This window comes from Pseudomonas sp. GW821-FHT03A09, assembly GCF_059421065.1.
Genome location: NZ_JBWKUX010000011.1, coordinates 111,811 through 130,837 on the forward strand (window position 1 = coordinate 111,811; position 19,027 = coordinate 130,837).

17 protein-coding genes are annotated in these 19,027 nt (G+C 61.4%); 10 read left to right on the forward strand and 7 right to left on the reverse strand.

The window, feature by feature from the left end:
* Window positions 1–72: 72 nt before the first annotated feature.
* Entirely contained in the window at window positions 73–3,153 is a 3,081-nt protein-coding gene (locus AC07V4_RS20200; protein WP_492636724.1) for an autotransporter outer membrane beta-barrel domain-containing protein, read from the forward strand.
* 192 nt (window positions 3,154–3,345) lie between these two features.
* The gene (locus tag AC07V4_RS20205; RefSeq protein WP_492636667.1) at window positions 3,346–4,776 is read left to right on the forward strand and encodes a polyurethane esterase; all 1,431 of its coding nucleotides are present in this window, start codon (window positions 3,346–3,348) and stop codon (window positions 4,774–4,776) included.
* Here AC07V4_RS20205 and AC07V4_RS20210 read toward each other — a convergent pair whose 3' ends face one another.
* The gene (locus AC07V4_RS20210) at window positions 4,777–5,043 is read right to left on the reverse strand and encodes a hypothetical protein (RefSeq protein ID WP_492636668.1); all 267 of its coding nucleotides are present in this window, start codon (window positions 5,041–5,043) and stop codon (window positions 4,777–4,779) included.
* On the opposite strand from AC07V4_RS20210, the gene AC07V4_RS20215 reads away from it, so the two are divergent.
* On the forward strand, window positions 5,042–5,203 hold the full coding sequence (locus AC07V4_RS20215) for a hypothetical protein (RefSeq protein ID WP_492636669.1): 162 nt from the start codon (window positions 5,042–5,044) through the stop codon (window positions 5,201–5,203). The two genes, AC07V4_RS20210 and AC07V4_RS20215, sit on opposite strands and share 2 nt — an antisense overlap.
* Window positions 5,204–5,223: 20 nt before the next feature.
* Window positions 5,224–5,388, forward strand: a complete 165-nt coding sequence (locus AC07V4_RS20220) for a hypothetical protein (protein ID WP_164487936.1) — start codon at window positions 5,224–5,226, stop codon at window positions 5,386–5,388.
* 51 nt (window positions 5,389–5,439) lie between these two features.
* On the opposite strand, the gene AC07V4_RS20225 is transcribed toward AC07V4_RS20220, so the two are convergent.
* Complete coding sequence (locus AC07V4_RS20225; RefSeq protein WP_431751713.1) at window positions 5,440–5,664, reverse strand: YgdI/YgdR family lipoprotein; 225 nt, start codon at window positions 5,662–5,664, stop codon at window positions 5,440–5,442.
* Between the two features lie 188 nt (window positions 5,665–5,852).
* Between AC07V4_RS20225 and AC07V4_RS20230 the strand changes: the two genes are divergently transcribed.
* The 3 genes from AC07V4_RS20230 to AC07V4_RS20240 all read left to right on the forward strand — a co-directional run bounded on the left by AC07V4_RS20230 (window position 5,853) and on the right by AC07V4_RS20240 (window position 10,764).
* A complete protein-coding gene (locus AC07V4_RS20230) occupies window positions 5,853–7,499 on the forward strand; it encodes a VRR-NUC domain-containing protein (RefSeq protein WP_492636670.1) in 1,647 nt (548 codons plus the stop codon).
* Complete coding sequence (locus tag AC07V4_RS20235; protein WP_492636671.1) at window positions 7,496–9,751, forward strand: ATP-dependent DNA helicase; 2,256 nt, start codon at window positions 7,496–7,498, stop codon at window positions 9,749–9,751. Before AC07V4_RS20230 ends, AC07V4_RS20235 begins: the two co-directional genes overlap by 4 nt.
* Window positions 9,752–9,831: 80 nt before the next feature.
* Window positions 9,832–10,764, forward strand: a complete 933-nt coding sequence (locus tag AC07V4_RS20240) for an alpha/beta fold hydrolase (RefSeq protein WP_492636672.1) — start codon at window positions 9,832–9,834, stop codon at window positions 10,762–10,764.
* Here the strand turns inward: AC07V4_RS20240 and AC07V4_RS20245 are convergent.
* Both AC07V4_RS20245 and AC07V4_RS20250 read right to left on the reverse strand, forming a co-directional pair.
* Window positions 10,727–12,193 carry a sensor histidine kinase gene (locus AC07V4_RS20245; protein WP_492636673.1) on the reverse strand — a complete coding sequence of 489 codons (1,467 nt, stop codon included), beginning with the start codon at window positions 12,191–12,193 and terminating at the stop codon, window positions 10,727–10,729. The two genes, AC07V4_RS20240 and AC07V4_RS20245, sit on opposite strands and share 38 nt — an antisense overlap.
* Window positions 12,190–12,900: a response regulator transcription factor gene (locus AC07V4_RS20250; RefSeq protein ID WP_431753236.1), complete on the reverse strand. Its 711-nt coding sequence runs from the start codon at window positions 12,898–12,900 to the stop codon at window positions 12,190–12,192. The genes AC07V4_RS20245 and AC07V4_RS20250 overlap by 4 nt, the downstream gene beginning before the upstream one ends.
* Window positions 12,901–13,093: 193 nt before the next feature.
* Between AC07V4_RS20250 and AC07V4_RS20255 the strand changes: the two genes are divergently transcribed.
* On the forward strand, window positions 13,094–14,794 hold the full coding sequence (locus AC07V4_RS20255; RefSeq protein WP_492636674.1) for a cytochrome c biogenesis protein DipZ: 1,701 nt from the start codon (window positions 13,094–13,096) through the stop codon (window positions 14,792–14,794).
* Window positions 14,795–14,951: 157 nt separating this feature from the next.
* Entirely contained in the window at window positions 14,952–15,647 is a 696-nt protein-coding gene (gene msrA, locus AC07V4_RS20260; protein WP_492636675.1) for a peptide-methionine (S)-S-oxide reductase MsrA, read from the forward strand.
* On the opposite strand, the gene AC07V4_RS20265 is transcribed toward msrA, so the two are convergent.
* The 3 genes from AC07V4_RS20265 to AC07V4_RS20275 form a co-directional block, all read right to left on the reverse strand.
* Window positions 15,648–16,076, reverse strand: coding sequence for a nuclear transport factor 2 family protein (locus AC07V4_RS20265; protein WP_492636725.1), 429 nt, complete (start codon window positions 16,074–16,076; stop codon window positions 15,648–15,650).
* A 108-nt stretch (window positions 16,077–16,184) separates the two neighbouring features.
* The gene (locus tag AC07V4_RS20270; protein ID WP_431752685.1) at window positions 16,185–17,135 is read right to left on the reverse strand and encodes an alpha-E domain-containing protein; all 951 of its coding nucleotides are present in this window, start codon (window positions 17,133–17,135) and stop codon (window positions 16,185–16,187) included.
* A 2-nt stretch (window positions 17,136–17,137) separates the two neighbouring features.
* A complete protein-coding gene (locus AC07V4_RS20275) occupies window positions 17,138–18,547 on the reverse strand; it encodes a circularly permuted type 2 ATP-grasp protein (protein WP_431752686.1) in 1,410 nt (469 codons plus the stop codon).
* Window positions 18,548–18,831: 284 nt separating this feature from the next.
* Here AC07V4_RS20275 and AC07V4_RS20280 point away from each other — a divergent pair, with 284 nt between their 5' ends.
* Window positions 18,832–19,014 carry a hypothetical protein gene (locus AC07V4_RS20280; protein WP_492636728.1) on the forward strand — a complete coding sequence of 61 codons (183 nt, stop codon included), beginning with the start codon at window positions 18,832–18,834 and terminating at the stop codon, window positions 19,012–19,014.
* Window positions 19,015–19,027 lie beyond the last annotated feature (13 nt).

Below are 19,027 nucleotides of genomic sequence, written 5' to 3' on the forward strand. Positions count from 1 at the left end.
ACGGGTTGAGATTTTGATTTCCAAAAAAGTGCAATAAGAAAACTAAGGAAGGTCACCGTGAACAAACGAACTATCGCCACTCACACAGGCCCGGGCTACCCGCTCAAGGCTCTGAGCCGCGTGCCATACGGCGCGTTGCTGTGCTGCCTGGCAAGCTTGGGAACCGCCCAGGCCGCACCCTATGTGGAAACCGGCAAGCTGGGCGACGCCGCCAGTTGGCGCAGCAATGAATTCAAGGCCGACTGGGGCCTGGGGGCTATTAACGCCGACACGGCCTACGCGGCAGGCTACACCGGCAAAGGCGTCAAGCTGGGCATCTTCGACCAGCCGGTGTACGCCCAGCACCCGGAGTTCGCCAGCCCCGACAAAGTGGTGACGATTGTCACCGAGGGCATCCGCCAATACACCGACCCCTACATTCCGGTAAAGGCCGGTGATGCGTTCCGTTATGACGGCACGCCGTCCCAGGACTCTAACGGCAAGTTGGGCAACCACGGCACCCACGTTGGCGGGATTGCCGCCGGCAACCGCGATGGCGGGCCGATGCACGGTGTGGCGTTCAACGCGCAGATCCTCAGTGCGGAAAACGGCGACCCCGGGCCGGAAGACGGCATCATCCTCGGCAACGACGGCGCGGTGTACAAGGCCGGCTGGGATGGGTTGGTCGCCAGTGGCGCACGGATCATCAACAACAGTTGGGGCATCGGGATCGGCGACCAGTACGCCAAGGGCGGCCGCGATCCTGCGTACCCGAACTTCACCGTCAATGAAGCCCAGGCGCAGTTCAACAACATTCGGCCGATTCTCGGCACGTTGGCCGGCGGTGCTTATCAAGGTGCCATCGATGCGGCTCGCAGCGGCGTGCTGACGATCTTCGCGGCCGGTAACGACTACAACCGCAACAACCCGGATGCGATGTCGGGCCTGGCGTACTTTGTGCCGGAGATCGCGCCGAACTGGCTGTCGGTCGCGGCGTTGCAGCAAAATCCGGACACCACCAGTACCACGCCGTATGTGATCAGCACGTTCTCGTCACGCTGTGGCTATGCGGCCAGTTTTTGCGTGTCGGCACCCGGCACCAAGATCTTCAGTTCGATCATCAATGGCACCAACCTGGACAATCTCACCAGCACCTGGGCCAACAAGAATGGCACCTCCATGGCCGCGCCCCATGTGGCCGGCGCGGCGGCGGTGCTGATGGAGCGCTTCCCGTACATGAGCGGCGAGCAAGTCTCCACCGTGCTGAAAACCACCGCCACCGACCTCGGCGCGCCGGGCATCGACTCGCTGTATGGCTGGGGCATGATCAACCTGGGCAAGGCGGTCAACGGGCCAGGCATGTTCATCACGGCGGAGGATATTCCGGCTGAGTTCCGTATCAACGGGGCTTACGGCAGCGGGCAGTTCGTCGCCGATCTACCGGGCGTCGGTGCGGTGGTGGATGCCGGCAAACCCACCCAGCGCCTGTGCACCGACGTGCATTGCGGGCGGGATGTGTGGAGCAATGACATCTCGGGTCACGGCGGCCTGACCAAACAGGGCATCGGCACATTGGTGCTGACCGGCACCAACACCTACAGCGGACCGACGTTGGTCAACCAGGGCTTGCTGGCGATCAATGGCTCAGTCACCTCCGATGTCACCGTCAGCCAGGGTGGCGTTGTTGGCGGCTCCGGGCATGTCGGCTCGTTGGCTGCGAAAAGCGGCGGCACGGTGGCACCGGGTAATTCCATCGGCACCCTGAATGTGGCGGGCAATGTCACGTTCGACGCCGGCTCGACCTACGCGGTGGAGTTGTCGCCGACCAGCAGCGACCGCATTGTCGCGGGTGGCACGGCCACGCTGAATGGCGGCACCGTGACCCTGGCCCTGGAAAACAGCCCGACCTTGTTGAGTGTGGCCCAGGCCGAAAGCCTGGTGGGTCGCCAATACAACATCCTGCAAGCCGCTGGCGGTATCACCGGCAGCTTCGGTGCGGTATTGCCTGACTACCTGTTCATCGGTGGCACCTTGAACTATGCCGCCAATGGCGTGCAGTTGGACGTGGCCCGCACCAACAGCTTCGCCAGCGTCGCCGCGACCCCCAACCAACGTGCGGTGGCCTCGGCTGTCGAGCAATTGGGCGCGGGTAACGCGGTGTATGAAAGCCTGCTGTTGGCGCCGAATGCCGCCTCGGCACAAGGTGCATTCCAGCAACTGAGCGGTGAGATCTACCCGGCCTTGCAGAGCGCGCTGATCAACGACAGCCGTTATGTGCGTGAAGCGGTGGGCGAACGTCTGCGCAACGGCGAGATGGGCGCTACCAGCGCTACCCTCGACAGCCGTGGCAACGTGTGGGTCAAGGCGCTGGGCGCGTGGGGCAAGACCGACAGCCGCAGCGACACGGCGGGCTACACCACCTCCATCGGTGGCATGCTCGCTGGGGTGGATGGTGCACTGGATGAGGCCACTCGTATCGGCGTGGTCGCCGGCTACAGTGACACCTCGTTGAACATGGGCAGCGACACCCACAGCCGTGCCTCGGTCGACAGCTACCACTTGGGCGCGTATGCCGGGCATGAAATCGGCGCCCTGCGCCTGAGCGGTGGCGCGGCGTACAGCTGGCATCGCGCCGATGTGAAGCGTGACCTGCAATACGGCGCTGTTTCCGGCAAACAGAAAGCCAAGGTCGACGCCAGCAGCACCCAGGTATTTGGCGAAGCGGCTTACCGCATCAACCTGCAACCACTGGCCCTGGAGCCGTTCGCCAACCTGGCCTACGTGCACCTGGACACCGATGGCGTTACCGAGAAGGGCGATGCCGCCGCACTGAAAAGCCGTGACGACAGCCGTGACGTGGTGTTGAGCACCTTGGGCGCACGTGCGTTGAAGACCCTCAACCTGAACGACCACCAACAGCTTGAACTGTCCGGCACCCTGGGCTGGCAGCACAACCTGAGCCGCGTGGGTTCCGAGCAGCATCTGGCATTTGCCTCGGGCGGTCCGTCGTTTACGGTGGAAAGTGCGCCGATGGTGCGTGACGCAGCACTCGTAGGCGCGCGGGTCAGCCTGGCGTTGAGCAAGGACGCGCGGGTGAACTTTGACTACAACGGCCTGCTGGCCAGCAAAGAGAACGTCCACGGGGTGGGCTTGAGCCTCGACTGGGCGTTCTAAAGAGGCACGACTCTTAGCTTGAAGATTGGGCTTATGTGGGAGCGGGCTTGCTCGCGAATGCGGTGATTCAGCCAATGAATCTGTTAACTGACACGCCGCTTTCGCGAGCAAGCCCGCTCCCACTTTTGGATCGCGGGGCATCAGAAGGTGTTTTGGCTTTCTCGAAAAATCCAACAACAGAGAGGCACTACCATGGGTATCTTTGACTATAAAAACCTCGGCACCGAGGGCTCCAAAGCATTGTTTGCCGATGCCATGGCAATCACGCTGTATTCCTACCACAACCTGGATAACGGCTTTGCCGTGGGCTACCAGCACAATGGTTTCGGCCTCGGCCTGCCGGCCACGCTGGTCACGGCGTTGCTGGGCAGTACGGACTCCCAAGGCGTGATTCCCGGGATTCCGTGGAACCCCGACTCGGAAAAAGCCGCCCTTGAGGCGGTGCAAAAAGCCGGGTGGACGCCCATCAGTGCAAGCACCCTGGGTTACGAGGGCAAGGTCGATGCGCGGGGCACGTTCTTCGGTGAAAAGGCTGGCTACACCACGGCCCAGGTCGAGGTGCTGGGCAAGTACGATGACGCCGGCAAGTTGCTGGAAATCGGCATCGGTTTTCGCGGTACATCAGGGCCACGGGAATCCTTGATCAGCGACTCCATCGGCGACGTGATCAACGATCTGCTCGCCGCATTGGGCCCTAAGGATTATGCAAAAAACTATGCCGGCGAAGCCTTCGGTGGCTTGCTCAAGAACGTCGCCGACTACGCCAGCGCCCAGGGTTTGAGCGGCAAGGACGTGGTGGTCAGCGGCCACAGCCTGGGCGGGTTGGCGGTCAACAGCATGGCAGACTTGAGCAACAACAAGTGGGGCGGCTTCTACACGGACGCCAACTACGTGGCCTATGCCTCGCCGACCCAGAGCGCTGGCGACAAGGTGCTCAATATCGGCTACGAGAACGATCCGGTATACCGCGCCCTGGACGGCGCATCCTTCAACCTGTCGTCCCTGGGTGTGCATGACAAGCCTCATGAGTCGTCCGCCGACAATATCGTCAGTTTCAACGACCATTACGCCTCGACGCTGTGGAATGTATTGCCATTCTCCATCCTCAACCTGCCGACCTGGATTTCCCATTTGCCTACCGGTTATGGCGATGGCATGACACGTATTCTTGAGTCCGGGTTCTACGACCAGATGACCCGCGACTCCACGGTGATCGTCGCCAACCTGTCCGACCCGGCGCGGGCCAACACCTGGGTGCAGGACCTCAACCGCAATGCCGAGGCTCACAAGGGCAACACCTTCATCATCGGCAGTGACGGTAACGACCTGATCAAGGGCGGCAAGGGCGTGGACTTTATCGAGGGCGGCAAGGGCAATGACACTATCCGTGACAACAGTGGGCATAACACCTTTCTGTTCAGCGGCCACTTTGGCAACGACCGGGTAATCGGCTACCAATCCACGGACAAGCTGGTGTTCAAGGACGTGGAGGGGAGCACCGACCTGCGTGACCATGCCAAAGTGGTCGGCGCGGACACGGTGCTCACCTTTGGCGCCGACTCGGTGACCTTGGTCGGCGTTGGGCATGGCGGCCTATGGGCAGATGGCGTCAGCATCGGCTGATCAACGCCAATGGTGCCCCCGCCAGCCGCCATCCCAGTGCGGCCGGTGGGGGTAGCCATAACCGTAGTAGGGATGTGGATAGTAATAAGGCCGCGGGCCGTAACCCCAATGCCCGTAATAGATGGGCGGTGGAGGGGACTGCACCACGATCACCCGTGGTGGCTGGCGGATGATGATGGTATCGGCAAACACCGGTGCACTGACCATGGCCGCCAGGGTCAGGGGAATGAGTAAAAGCGCGCGTACCGCTCGGGACATGCGTGCCATGGCCGTGATTCTCCGTACTGCCACCTTCGAAGATGAAGTTGGCTTATCGGTTAAACGCAGCCGCGTGGAAAATCCTTCGGTAAATAAATCTTTAGCTTCCCAACGCGACGGATCGGTCGGTGCGCGCGCGTTTAACGATCAAGCGAACCGTTTCGCGTGATGACGTGGGAGGAGCCGAACATGTCCCGTTTGCGATTGCTGCTGTGCGCCCTGGTCCTGCTGGGGTTGGGTGGGTGTGCGGTGTACCCGGCGTATCCGGGGCCGTGCTGCTATCGTCCGTACTACCACTCGTACTATTACCATCCCTACTATCACCCGTATTACCACCCGTACTACCGGTATTGAGCGATTGGTCGCGCTAAACAAAAAGCCCCGCATTTGCGGGGCTTTTTGTTGTCATTTTTCTTTGATGACGGTCGCCACATCCGCGGCTTTCACGCGTACATGCTTGCCAGCGATGTCGGTGAACTCATAGAAACCATCGGCTGTTTTGGTATTGGGGATGTCTTTGGTCAAATACTGCGTGCCATTTTGCAAGGTCACCACGGTTTGCGTCGCGCAACCGGTCAATAGCAGAAAAGTGAGTGCAACCAGTGGCAGACCCAAATTCTTCATGTTCATTACCCTTAGCCTTAACCCTGAAAAATCCCGCAACCTATGGCTACGGGCCATAAATGTTACGCCATCAACTGAGCTATCTGATCACTTTTATACAAAAAGTTGCGTACGCCATTTATCTATTACCGATTGCAACAGCCGGTTTGGGACGGCACTCTGTATGCATAACCAGTATTAAGTCAGCGCGTGACATGGCCAATCCCCTCGACGATCCCTTGTATTACCTGCATAACTTCCGCCAAGTGCTGCTCTGGCTGCGGCAGCGCTATGCCGATTTGCTCGACGCGGACGAAGTGCATTTTATTCAGCAATTCGACAGCTTGCCCCAAGCGTCTCAGGCGCTGCTGGTACGCATGGTGATGCGCAAGGGTGTGCATTTTCGGGCGAGCAAACTCAATTACGTCGAAATTGGCTGTACCCACACGGCGGCGCTGACGCTGGTGGAGCAGGGGTGGGTCGATGACCAAGGCGAGCTGGGCTTTGCAGCCTTGTTTGCGTTACTGCAAAAAGGCGAAATCCTCGAGGTCTTCAAGCCATGGATCGAACAACCCAAGGGTAATAAGACGGACTGGCTGGAGGGGCTGGCCGCCCGGTTTACCGAGAACCGAAGTTTTGCCCAATGGTGCCCGGGCCTGGACGATGCCCTCTACAGCCTCACCGTGATGGACCTGTGCGACCGATTGCGGCTGATGTTCTTTGGCAATCTTCACCAGGACTGGTCGGAGTTCGTGCTGGCGGACCTGGGCATCTACACCTATGAGAAGGTCGAGTTTTGCGCGCAGTCCCGTGGCTTGCGTCACCGTGAGGATGTTCACGGCTTTCTGTTCCTGCACCAGTGCCAGCAGGCGTTTGAAGCGGGGGAGGCGGTGGACGCTGTATTGGCGCAAATCGCCACCTTTGCCACCGACAACCCTTGGCTGGAAAAACGCCGCGCCAAGCTGTTGTTCCAGATCGGCCACGCTTGCGAACGCAGCGCCGAGTTGGACGTGGCGCAACGTATCTACCGCCTGTGCGCCTACCCCGGCGCACGTTCACGGCTGATTCGCGTGCTGGAACGCCAGGAGGACTATGCCCAGGCCATGACCCTGGCGTGCGCCGCGCAACAGGCACCGGAAAGCGCTGCCGAACAGCAACACCTGCTGCGTGTGTTGCCACGTCTGCGCCGCAAGCTGGGGGAGCCGGCGTTGCCCAAGGCCAAGCCCCGCGCCGTCACACGCCTGGACCTGGCCTTGGCGCTGCCCGAGCCGCTGGTGTCGGTGGAGTACTGCGTCCAGGCCCATCTCAGCGAGCCGGACGCACCGGTGCACTACGTCGAGAATGGCCTGATCAATTCGTTGTTCGGGCTGTTGTGCTGGGACGCGATTTTCGCGCCGTTGCCGGGTTCATTCTTTCACCCGTTCCAACGTGGGCCGGCGGATTTGCACAGTGAGGATTTTCATCAGCGCCGCGCTCCGCTGTTCGCCGCTTGTTTTGAGCAACTGCAGGATGAGCGCTACAAGACCCGCATCCGCCAGCGCTACGCGGACAAATGGGGCATCCAGTCACCTTTCGTGTTCTGGAACCTGCTCAGCGAAGAGCTGTTGGAGCAGGCGTTGGAATGCCTTCCCGCCGAGCATCTGCGTTACTGGTTCGAACGGTTACTGTTGGATATCCGCGCCAACCGCGCCGGTATGCCGGACTTGATCCAGTTCTGGCCCGCGCAAAAAACCTACCGCATGATCGAAGTGAAGGGCCCGGGCGACCGCCTGCAAGACAACCAACTGCGCTGGCTGGAGTTCTGCGGCGAGCACCAGATGCCGGTCACGGTCTGCTACGTGCGCTGGGCGGAATCGGCTTGAGCTATAGCGTCGCGGTACGAGCACTGTGTGAGTTCACGGCCAAGGTCGGTGACCTTGACCTGCGTTTCACGCCGTCGCCCAGTGCCCAGGAAGGCATCATCGGGCATCGCACGGTGGCTTCCCGGCGCAGCGCGCACTACCAGAACGAAGTCGCCCTGGAGGGCGAGTACGCGCAACTGACGGTACGGGGCAGGGCGGACGGCTATGACCCGGATGCGAATCGCCTGGAAGAAGTGAAAACCTATCGCGGTGACCTCGACGCCCAGCCCGACAACCATCGCCAATTGCATTGGGCCCAAGTCAAAGTCTACGGCTGGCTGATGTGCCAGAAGCTCGGCCTGGACGAGATCGACTTGGCGTTGGTGTACTTCGACATCGTCGGCGAAGGGGAAACCCTGCTCAACCAGGGTTTCCAAGCGGCGGACCTGGAGCAGTTCTTCAACCAGCAATGTGCGCTGTTTCTCGGTTGGGCCCAGCGCGAGATGCAGCACCGCGACGCCCGCAACAGCGCCGCGCAACACCTGGCATTCCCCCATGCCGCATTTCGCCCTGGCCAGCGCCCGTTGGCCGAGTCGGTGTACAAGGCCGTGAGCACCGGTCGCTGCCTGATGGCCCAGGCGCCGACCGGCATTGGCAAGACCGTCGGCACGATTTTCCCGATGCTCAAGGCCCTGGCGCCCCAGCAGTTGGACAAAGTGTTCTTCCTCACCGCCAAGACCCCCGGGCGCAAACTCGCCCTGGACGCGGCCCAGGTGCTCTACGACAGCAGCCCGGCCTTGCCGCTGCGCGTGCTGGAACTGGTGGCGCGGGACAAGGCCTGCGAACACCCGGACAAAGCCTGTCACGGCGACGCCTGCCCGTTGGCCAAGGGTTTTTATGACCGTCTGCCGGCTGCGCGTGAGGCCGCTTCCCAGGTGCGCCTGCTCGACCAACACAACCTGCGGGAGGTGGCACTGGCCCACGACGTTTGTCCGTATTACCTGAGCCAGGAGATGGCGCGCTGGAGCGATCTGGTGGTCGCCGACTACAACTACTACTTTGACTTTGGCGGCATACTGTTCGGGCTGGCCCAACTCAACCAATGGCGCGCCGCCGTGCTGGTGGACGAAGCCCATAACCTGGTGGGGCGCGCTCGTTCGATGTACAGCGCCAGTCTTGACCAATACGCGCTCAAGACCTTGCGCGACATCGCGCCCGAAGCGTTGAAGAAGCCGTTGCAGCGCCTCAACCGTGAGTGGAATGCGTTGCACAAGGGCCAACTAGCGCCGTATCAAGCGTATGCGTCCAAGCCCGACAAACTGCTCCAGGCCCTGAGTCTATGCAGCAGCGCCATGGCCGAGTATTTCAATGACCACCCCGAAGCCCTGTCCGGTGAGCTGCAAACCTTCTACTTCGACGCGTTGCAATTTGCCAAGGTGGCCGAGCTGTTCAACGAACACTTCATCTTCGATATCAGCAAGCGCCAGTTTGGCGGCAAACGCAGCGCTTCAACCCTGTGCCTGCGCAACGTGGTGCCGGCTGAGTTCATCCGCCCACGCTTGACGGCCGCCCGCAGCGGCGTGCTGTTTTCCGCGACCCTGAGCCCGCGTCACTATTACGCCGACCTGCTGGGCCTGCCGACAGATACCGCGTGGATCGATGTGGAATCGCCATTCAAGGCCGAGCAACTGCACGTGCACATCGTGGATCAAATCTCCACGCGCTTCGTGCATCGGCAGGCCTCGCTGGAGCCGATCGTTGCTCTGATTGCACAACAGTTCGCCGCGCGACCGGGCAACTACCTGGCGTTTTTCTCAAGCTTCGATTACTTGCAGCAGGTGGCCCAGTTGATGGCCGAGCGGCACCCGCAGGTGGCGCTGTGGTTGCAGTCCCGGGGCATGGCGGAGGCTGAGCGGCAGGCGTTTCTCGATCAATTCACCCTGCACAGCCAGGGCATCGGCTTTGCCGTGCTGGGCGGTGCGTTTGGCGAGGGCATTGATTTGCCCGGCGCACGCTTGATTGGCGCATTCGTCGCCACCTTGGGCTTGCCACAACTGAACCCGGTCAATGAACAAATGAAAGCGCGCATGGGCGCTATTTTCGGCTCTGGCTACGACTACACCTATCTATACCCCGGCATTCAGAAAGTGGTGCAGGCGGCGGGGCGGGTAATCCGCAGCCAGCAGGACCAGGGCGTGGTGATGTTGATCGATGACCGTTTCGGCGAGGCGCGGGTACGCCAGTTGCTGCCCCGTTGGTGGGTGGTTGATTGAGTTATTCCTCTCATCAATGATGCTGGCGTCGATGCATGACATCTTCCAGGCTGTGCAAAACCCTGAGGGAGGCCATGCCCATGAACCCGCACACAATCGCCGTCAACGGCATTGCACTGAGTATTCACATTGCCGGTCCCGAGCAGGGGCGACCGATATGGCTGCTGCATGGTTTTCCCGAGTGCTGGCACTCCTGGCGTGAGCAAATCCCGGCCTTGGCCGCCGCCGGGTATCGGGTGTTTGCCCCGCAGATGCGGGGTTATGGGGAGTCGAGCTCGCCGTCGGACATTGCCGCCTACGATGTGCTGACGCTGTGTGCCGATATTCAGCAGGCCATGGATCACTTCGGTCACCAGCAGGTGGTGATGGTCGGTCATGATTGGGGCGCCGTGGTGGCTTGGCACTTGGCGCTGCTGGAGCCGGAGCGGATCACACGGTTGATCACGATGTCAGTGCCGTTTGCCGGACGTGGCCGTCGACCGGTGATCGAGGTCATGCGTGAACTGTACGCCGACCGCTTCAACTACATCCTGTACTTCCAGGAGCCCGGCGTGGCCGAACAGGAGTTGGACGCCGACATCGCGCGCACGCTGCGCTTGTTCATGCAGGATCAGGATGTGTTCCTGCAGAAAAAACCGGCCAACGCCAGGTTGCTTGAAGGCGTTGGCGCACCGAGCGCGTTACCGCACTGGTGCAATCAGGCGGACTTGGATGTGTATGTGCAGACCTTTGCCAAGCACGGTTTCCGCGGCCCACTGAACTGGTATCGCAACTTTGCGCGCAACTGGCAACGCACCGAACATCTGGCTGGTCGACAGGTGTTGCAGCCGACGCTGTTCCTGATCGGCGACCGCGACCCGGTGGGCGTGTTCGAAGCCCATACCCTCAAGCGCATGCCCGACGTGGTGCCGCGGTTGGAACAGCATGTCCTCGCCAACTGCGGTCACTGGATTCAGAACGAGCAGGCCCGGCAGGTCAACGCGCTGATGCTCGGGTTTCTAGGTAAAACGTAAAGGTGGCGCCATGGCCGGGACGCTCCACCAGTTGGATGCTGCTGCCGTGCAATTGCAGGATGCGGTGCACGATACGCAGGCCCAGGCCGCCATCGCGACGAGCACCGCCGATGGTGAAGGCACGCAGGAACAAGCCCTCGTGCAACTCTGCATCGATGCCTGGGCCGCTGTCGCTCACCGTAACGGCCACTCCATTGGCCTGAAGCGCCAGGATCACTTCGACTTCGCCATTCACCGGTGTATGACGCAGCGCATTGTCCAGCAGGTTGGTCAGCACCCGCTCGATCAGGCCCAGGTCGGCCAATACCGTCGGCACATACGGCGGCAAGATCGCGGTCAGGGTGATGGCACGGGCTTCGGCAGTGAGTTCGAACTTCTGGAAGATGTCCTGCACCAGGTCCGGCAGTGAAAACCCTTCGATCACCGGTTGCACAAAACCATGTTCCAGGCGCACCAGTTCCAGCAGTGACTGAGCCAGGCCGCCGACCTTGCGACTCTGGTCCAGGGCGATGCCGAGGTAACGTCGGCGTTCTTCGGGGCTGAGGCTGGCGTCCTTGAGCGAGAGGGTTTCCAGATAGCCATGCAAGGAGGCCAACGGTGTCCGCAGGTCGTGGGAAATATTCGCGACCATTTCCCGGCGTTCCTGATCCTGGTGGGTGATGGCGCGCCATTGTTCGCCCAGGCGGTTCTCCATCTGCACGAAGGCGTGGTCGAGCACCGCGATTTCATCGCCGCTGTCGAGCGCTGGCAGGGGAGTTTGCATCGGCACGGGCGTGCCGTTGACGTCGAAACGAGCGACCTTGTCGGTCAACTGGCGCAATGGGCGGGTGATCCAGGCGAAAGCGATCAGGCCGGCCATCAGGCACAGCAACGCCACCAGGCCGATGGACCACAGGGCGATTTTCAGCGCCATGCCCGTAGCGTCCTTGGCGTCGTACACATCGTGGGCTTCGCCCAGCAGCACCACGTACAGGAAACCGGTTTGCTGGCCGTTGGCCCGCAACGGCGCGACGCTGAACACCTTGCGCGTGTCGACGCTGCGCGGGTCGTCACCGAGGATCGGCAGCATCGCACCGCTGAGGAAGCGCCGGATCGGCGCAAGGTCGACGCGATCACGCAGCAGGTGCCCGGCAGGTGCGGCATTGCCCACCACGCGGCCGTCGATATCGAGCAAGTACACCTCGACGCTGGGGTTGACCAGCATCAGTTGGCCGAACAGGTTGCGCACCGCGTCGGGCTTGAGCCCGTCGGCGTCCATCAGTTGCGTGTCGCGGGCGATATGTGCCGCCAAGTCGCGGGACAAGCCTTGCACCACTTCCAGCTCGTGCATGCGGTTGGAGCGCACTTGCAGCCAGGCCGAGGTGCCGCTGCAGATCACCAGTAGCACGGCGAACACCACCGACAGGCGCTGGGTGAGGGTCAGTTTCATGGTGAGGTCTCGGCGAATTTGTAGCCACGACCCCACACCGTGAGGATGCGCGCCGGGTTGGCCGGGTCGGCCTCGACCTTGGCGCGCAGTCGGTTGATATGGGTGTTCACCGTGTGCTCGTAGCCTTCGTGGCTGTAGCCCCACACGGCGTTGAGCAGGTCCATGCGTGAAAACACCTTGCCCGGCTGGCGGGCGAAGAAGTACAGCAAGTCGAATTCCCGCGGCGTGAGGTCCAGGCGTTGGCCGCTCAAGGTGGCGTCGCGGGTCAGTGGATTGATGAACAACTGGCCGAGATCGAGGCTGCCGGCGTCCATCTTCAGGTTGCGTGCCATGGCGTCGACCCGACGCAGCAGCGCTTTTACCCGGGCCACCAGTTCCGGCATGGAAAACGGCTTGGCCAGGTAGTCGTCGGCGCCCAGTTCCAGGCCGAGGATGCGGTGCAATTCGCTGGAGCGGGCGCTGGTGATGATGATCGGCGTGTAGCGCGTCATGGCGCGGGCGCGGCGGCAGATTTCGAGGCCGTCGACGCCGGGCAGCATCAGGTCGAGGATCAACGCGTCCCAACCGCCTTGCTCAAGCAGCCGCAAGCCTTCGTTGCCGTCGGCGCTGTGCACCACTTCAAACTGTTCGTCACGCAGGTGCAGGCAGATCAGATCGGCAATATGGGCGTCGTCCTCGACCACGAGGACACGTTTGGGCTGTTCCATGGAAAGAAACCTTGGCTTGTCGTTCGCGCATTGTGCGGGTTTTGCAACAGTGTAGTTATCACGAATTGTTTAACTCTGCGTGAGGATTTCGCGACCGCCCAACGCCCAGAATCAAGTCATTGGCATGGCTCACTACAGGTGCAGAGTCCCTCAGGAGGACCGATGCTTTTATCTACTTATAAGGGACGATCCCATGTGGCTTCTGGTTCTCGCGTATCTGGGCGGCGTGCTGACTATTGTCAGCCCGTGCATCCTGCCTGTTCTGCCTTTTGTCTTCGCTCGCACCGGGCAGCCGTTTATGCGCAGTGGCTTGCCGCTGTTAGCGGGGATGGCGGTGACGTTCGCCCTGGTGGCCACACTGGCGGCGGTGGGCGGCGGTTGGGTGGTGCAAGTCAATCAGTACGGGCGCTGGCTCGCGTTGCTGTGCGTTGCCCTGTTCGGCTTGACGCTGCTGCTGCCACACCTGTCGGAGCGCCTGACGCGCCCGTTGGTGGCGGCGGGCAGTCGCCTGTCGGAGGCCGCAGGCGCCGATGCCAAACCGCGTCCGGGCGCTTCGTTCCTGATCGGCGTGGCCACCGGTTTGCTCTGGGCGCCGTGCGCCGGGCCAATTCTCGGGCTGCTGCTGACCGGCGCAGCGCTGCAAGGCGCCAGTATCGCCACTACCTTGCTGTTGCTGGCCTACGCCGCCGGTGCTGCGACGTCCCTGGCATTGGCGCTACTGGTCGGCGGTAAAGTCTTTGGCTTTATGAAGCGCTCCCTCGGTGCTGGCGAATGGCTGCGCCGTGGCCTCGGCGCGTTGATGCTGGCCGGTGTGGCTGCCATTGCCCTGGGCTTGGATACGGGCGTGCTGGCCCGTTTGTCGACGGCGTCCACGGGTGGTTTGGAACAAAGCCTGGTGGATCACTTGAGCGCCAAGCCCGAGCAAAAGGGCGGGGCGATGATGATGGCGGCCAACCACAGCGATACGCTGCCGATCGAAGGCATGCTGCCGCCGCTGGACGGCGCGGTGCAATGGCTCAACAGCCCGCCACTGACGGCCGAGGGCTTGAAAGGCAAGGTGGTGCTGGTGGATTTCTGGACCTACTCCTGCATCAACTGCCTGCGCAGCTTGCCGTATGTCAAAGCCTGGGCCGAGAAGTATCACGACCAGGGCCTGGTGGTGATCGGTGTGCACGCCCCGGAATTTGCCTTTGAACGCGACGTGAACAACGTCACCCAGGCGATGAAGGACCTGGGGATCACCTACCCGGTGGCCATCGACAACAACTACAAGATCTGGCGCGCGTTCAACAACCAGTACTGGCCGGCGCATTACTTTGTCGATGCGAAGGGACAGATCCGTTATCACCACTTCGGCGAAGGTGAGTATGCCGAGTCGGAGCGGGTGATCCAGCAATTGCTGCGTGAAGCCGGGGCGCAAAATGTTGCCGGTGGGCTGATCGAGGCTGCCGCCAAGGGCGTGCAACAGGCGCCGGACATGAATGAAGTGCAGTCGCCGGAAACCTACCTGGGCTTCCAGCGCGCCGAGAACTTCGTCAAGTCGGGGCCCCTGGCGCTGAACAACTGGACCCTGGACGGCCAGTGGAACGTCGGCGGTCAGCAAGTCACCCTCGATCAGGCGGGCGGGCACATTGTGTACCGCTTCCATGCCCGTGACCTGCACCTGGTGCTCGGCCCGGGGGCCGATGGCAAGCCGGTGCGCTTCAAGGTGACCCTCGACGGCCAGGCGCCGGGCGATGCCCACGGCACCGACGTGGCGCCAGACGGCAGCGGCACTGTGACCGAGCAGCGCTTGTACCAACTGGTGCGTCAACCCGGTGCCGTGCAGGACTGCACCTTCAGCATCGAATTCCTTGACCCGCATGTGGCGGCCTACGCCTTCACTTTCGGTTAACTGACTTATGAACTGTTAACCCCATCGATGTGGGAGCGGGCTTGCTCGCGAAGGCGGTACTTCAAACAACATATTCAGTGCCTGACACACCGTTTTCGCGAGCAAGCCCGCTCCCACATTTTGACGCCGTTTATTCAGTTGCATTGGAGTGAGAGTGATGAAGCTGCTCAGATATTTACCGGTTTTCGCTTTTGTTGCATTTGTAGGCCAAAGCTCGGCCTTTCCCTTTGGCGGCACTGAAGACGCCGTGGTGATTGCGCCGCCTGCCTTGGACCTGCCTGCCGAACCGGGCAACCTGCAAACAGCGGTGTTCGCCGGTGGTTGCTTCTGGGGCGTGCAGGGTGTGTTCCAGCATGTGCAAGGCGTGAAAAATGCGGTGTCCGGCTACGATGGCGGTGCTGCGAACACGGCCCAGTACGAGTCGGTCAGCGAGGGCAATACGGGCCACGCCGAAGCGGTGTCGGTGACCTACGACCCGAGTACCGTCAGCTACGGCAAACTCTTGCAGATCTACTTTTCGGTGGCCCACAACCCCACCGAACTGAACCGCCAAGGCCCAGACAGTGGCACTCAGTACCGTTCGGAGATCTTTGCGCAGAATCCCGAGCAGCAAAAAGTCGCCCAGGCTTATATCGCGCAACTGGACGCCGCAAAGGCCTTCGACAAGCCGATAGTGACCCAAGTGGAGACGGGCAAGACGTTCTATCCGGCGGAGGCCTATCACCAGGACTTCCTCACCGAGAACCCGTCTTACCCGTACATCGTGATCAATGACCTGCCCAAGGTGGCGCAGCTCAAAAAGCTGTTCCCGGATCAATACCGCGCCGAGCCGGTGCTGGTGAAGAACCAGTAGTCAGCCTTTGGCCTTGGCCAGGTAAGGCGCCAGGCGTCGGCCCATCTCGTCACCCAGGGCCTGCAGGCCGCTCAAGGGGCGGATCATCACTTCAAACTCGATGATCTGCCCTTGCTCGTTGAAGCGAATCAGGTCGATGCCCTTGAGCTGCTTGTCGCCCACCCGTGCGCTGAACTCCAGCACCACGCTCAGGCCGTCGCCGGTGGCCAATTCACGGTGGTAGATGAAGTCTTCGAACACGTTGATCACGGTGTTGAGGATCATCGGCACCACAGGCGCGCCAGGGTAGGGCGTGTGGGCCATGGGCGAGCGAAACACCGCGTCGGGGGCCAGCAGCTCGGGCAACGCCTTGAGGTCGCGGGCGGCCAGCATGGCATGCCAGCGTTGCAGGGTGTGGGCAGCGGTGAGGGTGAGGGTCAGTTCGGATATGCTCTGTACCTTTTCTTATGTTGGTAAGGCGTTGCACCTGCCCAACATAAGAGCCGCATCAAAGAAGGGTCAATCACCCGAATTGACAGTTAAGTGACCGTACTGCACTCACACCACTTCCAAGTAGGAGCTGTGAATGGCTCGAGCCAGTTCGCGCACCGTGTCGATAAAGTCGGTGAGGCGGCTATGCAGGCCGTCTTCGAGGATTTCATCGATCCCGGTGTAACGCAGCCGCGCCTCGAATTCCGCCGCCAGGCGTTGCGCGGCGCGCCCATAACTGCCGGGCAGGTCCGCCAGGATATGGCTCAGTTCCTCGATGCAGGCATGCAATGAGCGTGGTACATCACTGCGCAGGAGCAACAGCTCCGACACCGAGCGGGCATTCAGCGCATTCGGGTATAGCTCGGTGTACGCCTCGAACGACGACAGCGCACGGAGCAAGGCGCTCCACTGGTAATACCCGCGTGCCGACAGGTCGCTGACTTCTTCGGACTCTTCACCAAACATCTCGTAGCGCGCATCCAGCAGGCGCAGGGTGTTGTCCGCGCGCTCGACAAAGGTGCCCAGGCGGATAAATCGATAGGCGTCATTGCGCATGATGGTGCCCGAGGTGGCGCCTCGGAACAGGTGCGAGCGTTGCTTGACCCAGTCACAGAAGTGGCTGATGCCGTGGCGCGCCAAGCCTCCTGTGGCGATGCTGCGCATTTCCAGCCAGGTGGCGTTGAGGTTTTCCCACATGTCGGCGGTGATGCGTCCGCGTACCGCATGGGCATTACCCCGGGCGGCGCGCAGGCAGTTGTAGATGCTGGCGGGGTTTTCTGCGTCAAGGGCGAAGAAGTGCAGCATGCGCTCGGCGTCCAACTGCTGGTGACGTTCGAGGTAGCTGTCCAGGGTGCCGCTGCTGAGCAACGACATCGCCAGTTCGTCCAGGCCATCGCTGCGCCCGGCCTGGGGCATCAGCGACAGCGAATAACTGACTTCCAGCATGCGTGCCAGGTTCTCGGCGCGCTCCAGGTAACGAGACATCCAGTACAGATCTGCGGCGGTTCTACTCAACATACTCAGCCCTCTACCACCCAGGTGTCCTTGGTTCCGCCGCCTTGCGACGAGTTGACGATCAACGAGCCTTCCTTCAATGCCACACGGGTCAAGCCACCCGGCACCAGGCGGGTTTCCTTGCCGGAGAGTACAAAGGGCCGCAGGTCGATATGCCGTGGCGCGATGCCGTTTTCGACAAAGGTGGGGCAGGTGGACAGGCTCAAGGTCGGTTGGGCGATGTACGCATGGGGACGCGCCTGGATACGTTGACGGAAGTCCTCAATCTCGGCCGCCGTGGACGCCGGGCCCACCAGCATGCCGTAGCCACCGGAGCCCTGGGTTTCCTTGACGACCAGTTCGGACAGGTTGGCCAACACGTGGGACAGCTCATCCGGCTTGCGGCATTGGAAGGTCGGTACGTTTTGCAGGATCGGTTCTTCATCCAGGTAGAAGCGGATCATTTCCGGCACATAGGGGTAGATCGACTTGTCATCGGCCACCCCGGTGCCAATCGCATTGGCCAACACCACATTGCCGGCACAGTACGCCGCGACCAGGCCGGGGACGCCGAGCATTGACTCCGGGTTGAACGCCTGGGGATCGAGGAATGCGTCGTCGATGCGCCGGTAGATCACGTCCACGGCCTTGGGCCCGTCGGTGGTGCGCATGAACACCTTGAGGTCGTGCACGAACAGGTCAGCGCCTTCCACCAGTTCCACGCCCATTTCCCGGGCCAGGAATGCGTGTTCGAAGAAGGCACTGTTGAAGCGCCCTGGGGTCAGCACCACGACATTGGGGTTGTCCAGGCGACTGGAGCTTTTCAAAGTCTTGAGCAGCAGGTTCGGGTAGTGGTCCACCGGCGCGATGCGCTGCTTGGCGAACACTTCCGGGAACAGGCGCATCATCATCTTGCGGTCTTCGAGCATGTAGCTCACGCCGCTGGGAGTACGCAGATTGTCTTCCAGCACGTAGTAGGTGCCATCGCCGTCGCGCACCAGGTCCACACCGGAGATATGGGAGTAAATGCCCCGGTGCAGATCCAGGCCGACCATGGCCTGCTGGTAACCCTCGTTGCCCAGCACCTGGTCCGCTGGAATGATTCCGGCCTTGATGATGCGCTGGTCGTGGTAGATATCGGCCAGGAACAGGTTCAGTGCGTTGACCCGCTGGATGCAGCCGCGTTCGATCACGCTCCATTCACTGGCGGGGATGCTGCGGGGGATGATGTCGAAGGGGATCAGGCGCTCGGTATCCTGCTCGTCGCCATAGAGGGTGAAGGTGATCCCGGCGCGATGGAACAACAGGTCGGCTTCGCGGCGCCTTTGGGCCAGCAATTCCGGGGGCGTATTGGCCAGCCAACGGGAGAAATCCTGATAGTGCGCACGGCACACGCCGTTAGCGTCATTCATTTCATCAAAGAAAGATCGAGCCATTCCAGTTCCTTGTCAGTGCAGAGGGACGCCCAGAGACATAAAGCAATGCGTGTGCCGAATACCCTGGTTTGTAGTGAGCGGGCTTGCCCCGCGCTGGCGTGCGCAGCGTTCCCGTTTTTTTTGGGGCAGCTACGCAGCCCAGCGCGGGGCAAGCCCGCTCACTACAAGGCATATATGCTCCGAATTGGTGCGCGAGTACGGGGCATCCCACAGGGGGAATCGCAAGGCGCTGCTATTCTTAATGTTCAGGTGGACAATCCTGGCGCTTGAAAGAGGAAGTGGTCATGTCTGAAGAAGAGGCCGACGAGGAGCTCAATGACCCGGGAAACGAAGATCCGGGCTCATTGATGGATGACGCGCAGGTGCCGCTCAAAGACCCGGATGAGTTGCGGTTTGTCGAGCCGGTTGCCAAGCCCTTAACGACCTCTTTGGCCGATAAACGACACCCCGGCAAACTTACCCATTGAACGACTGTTCAGT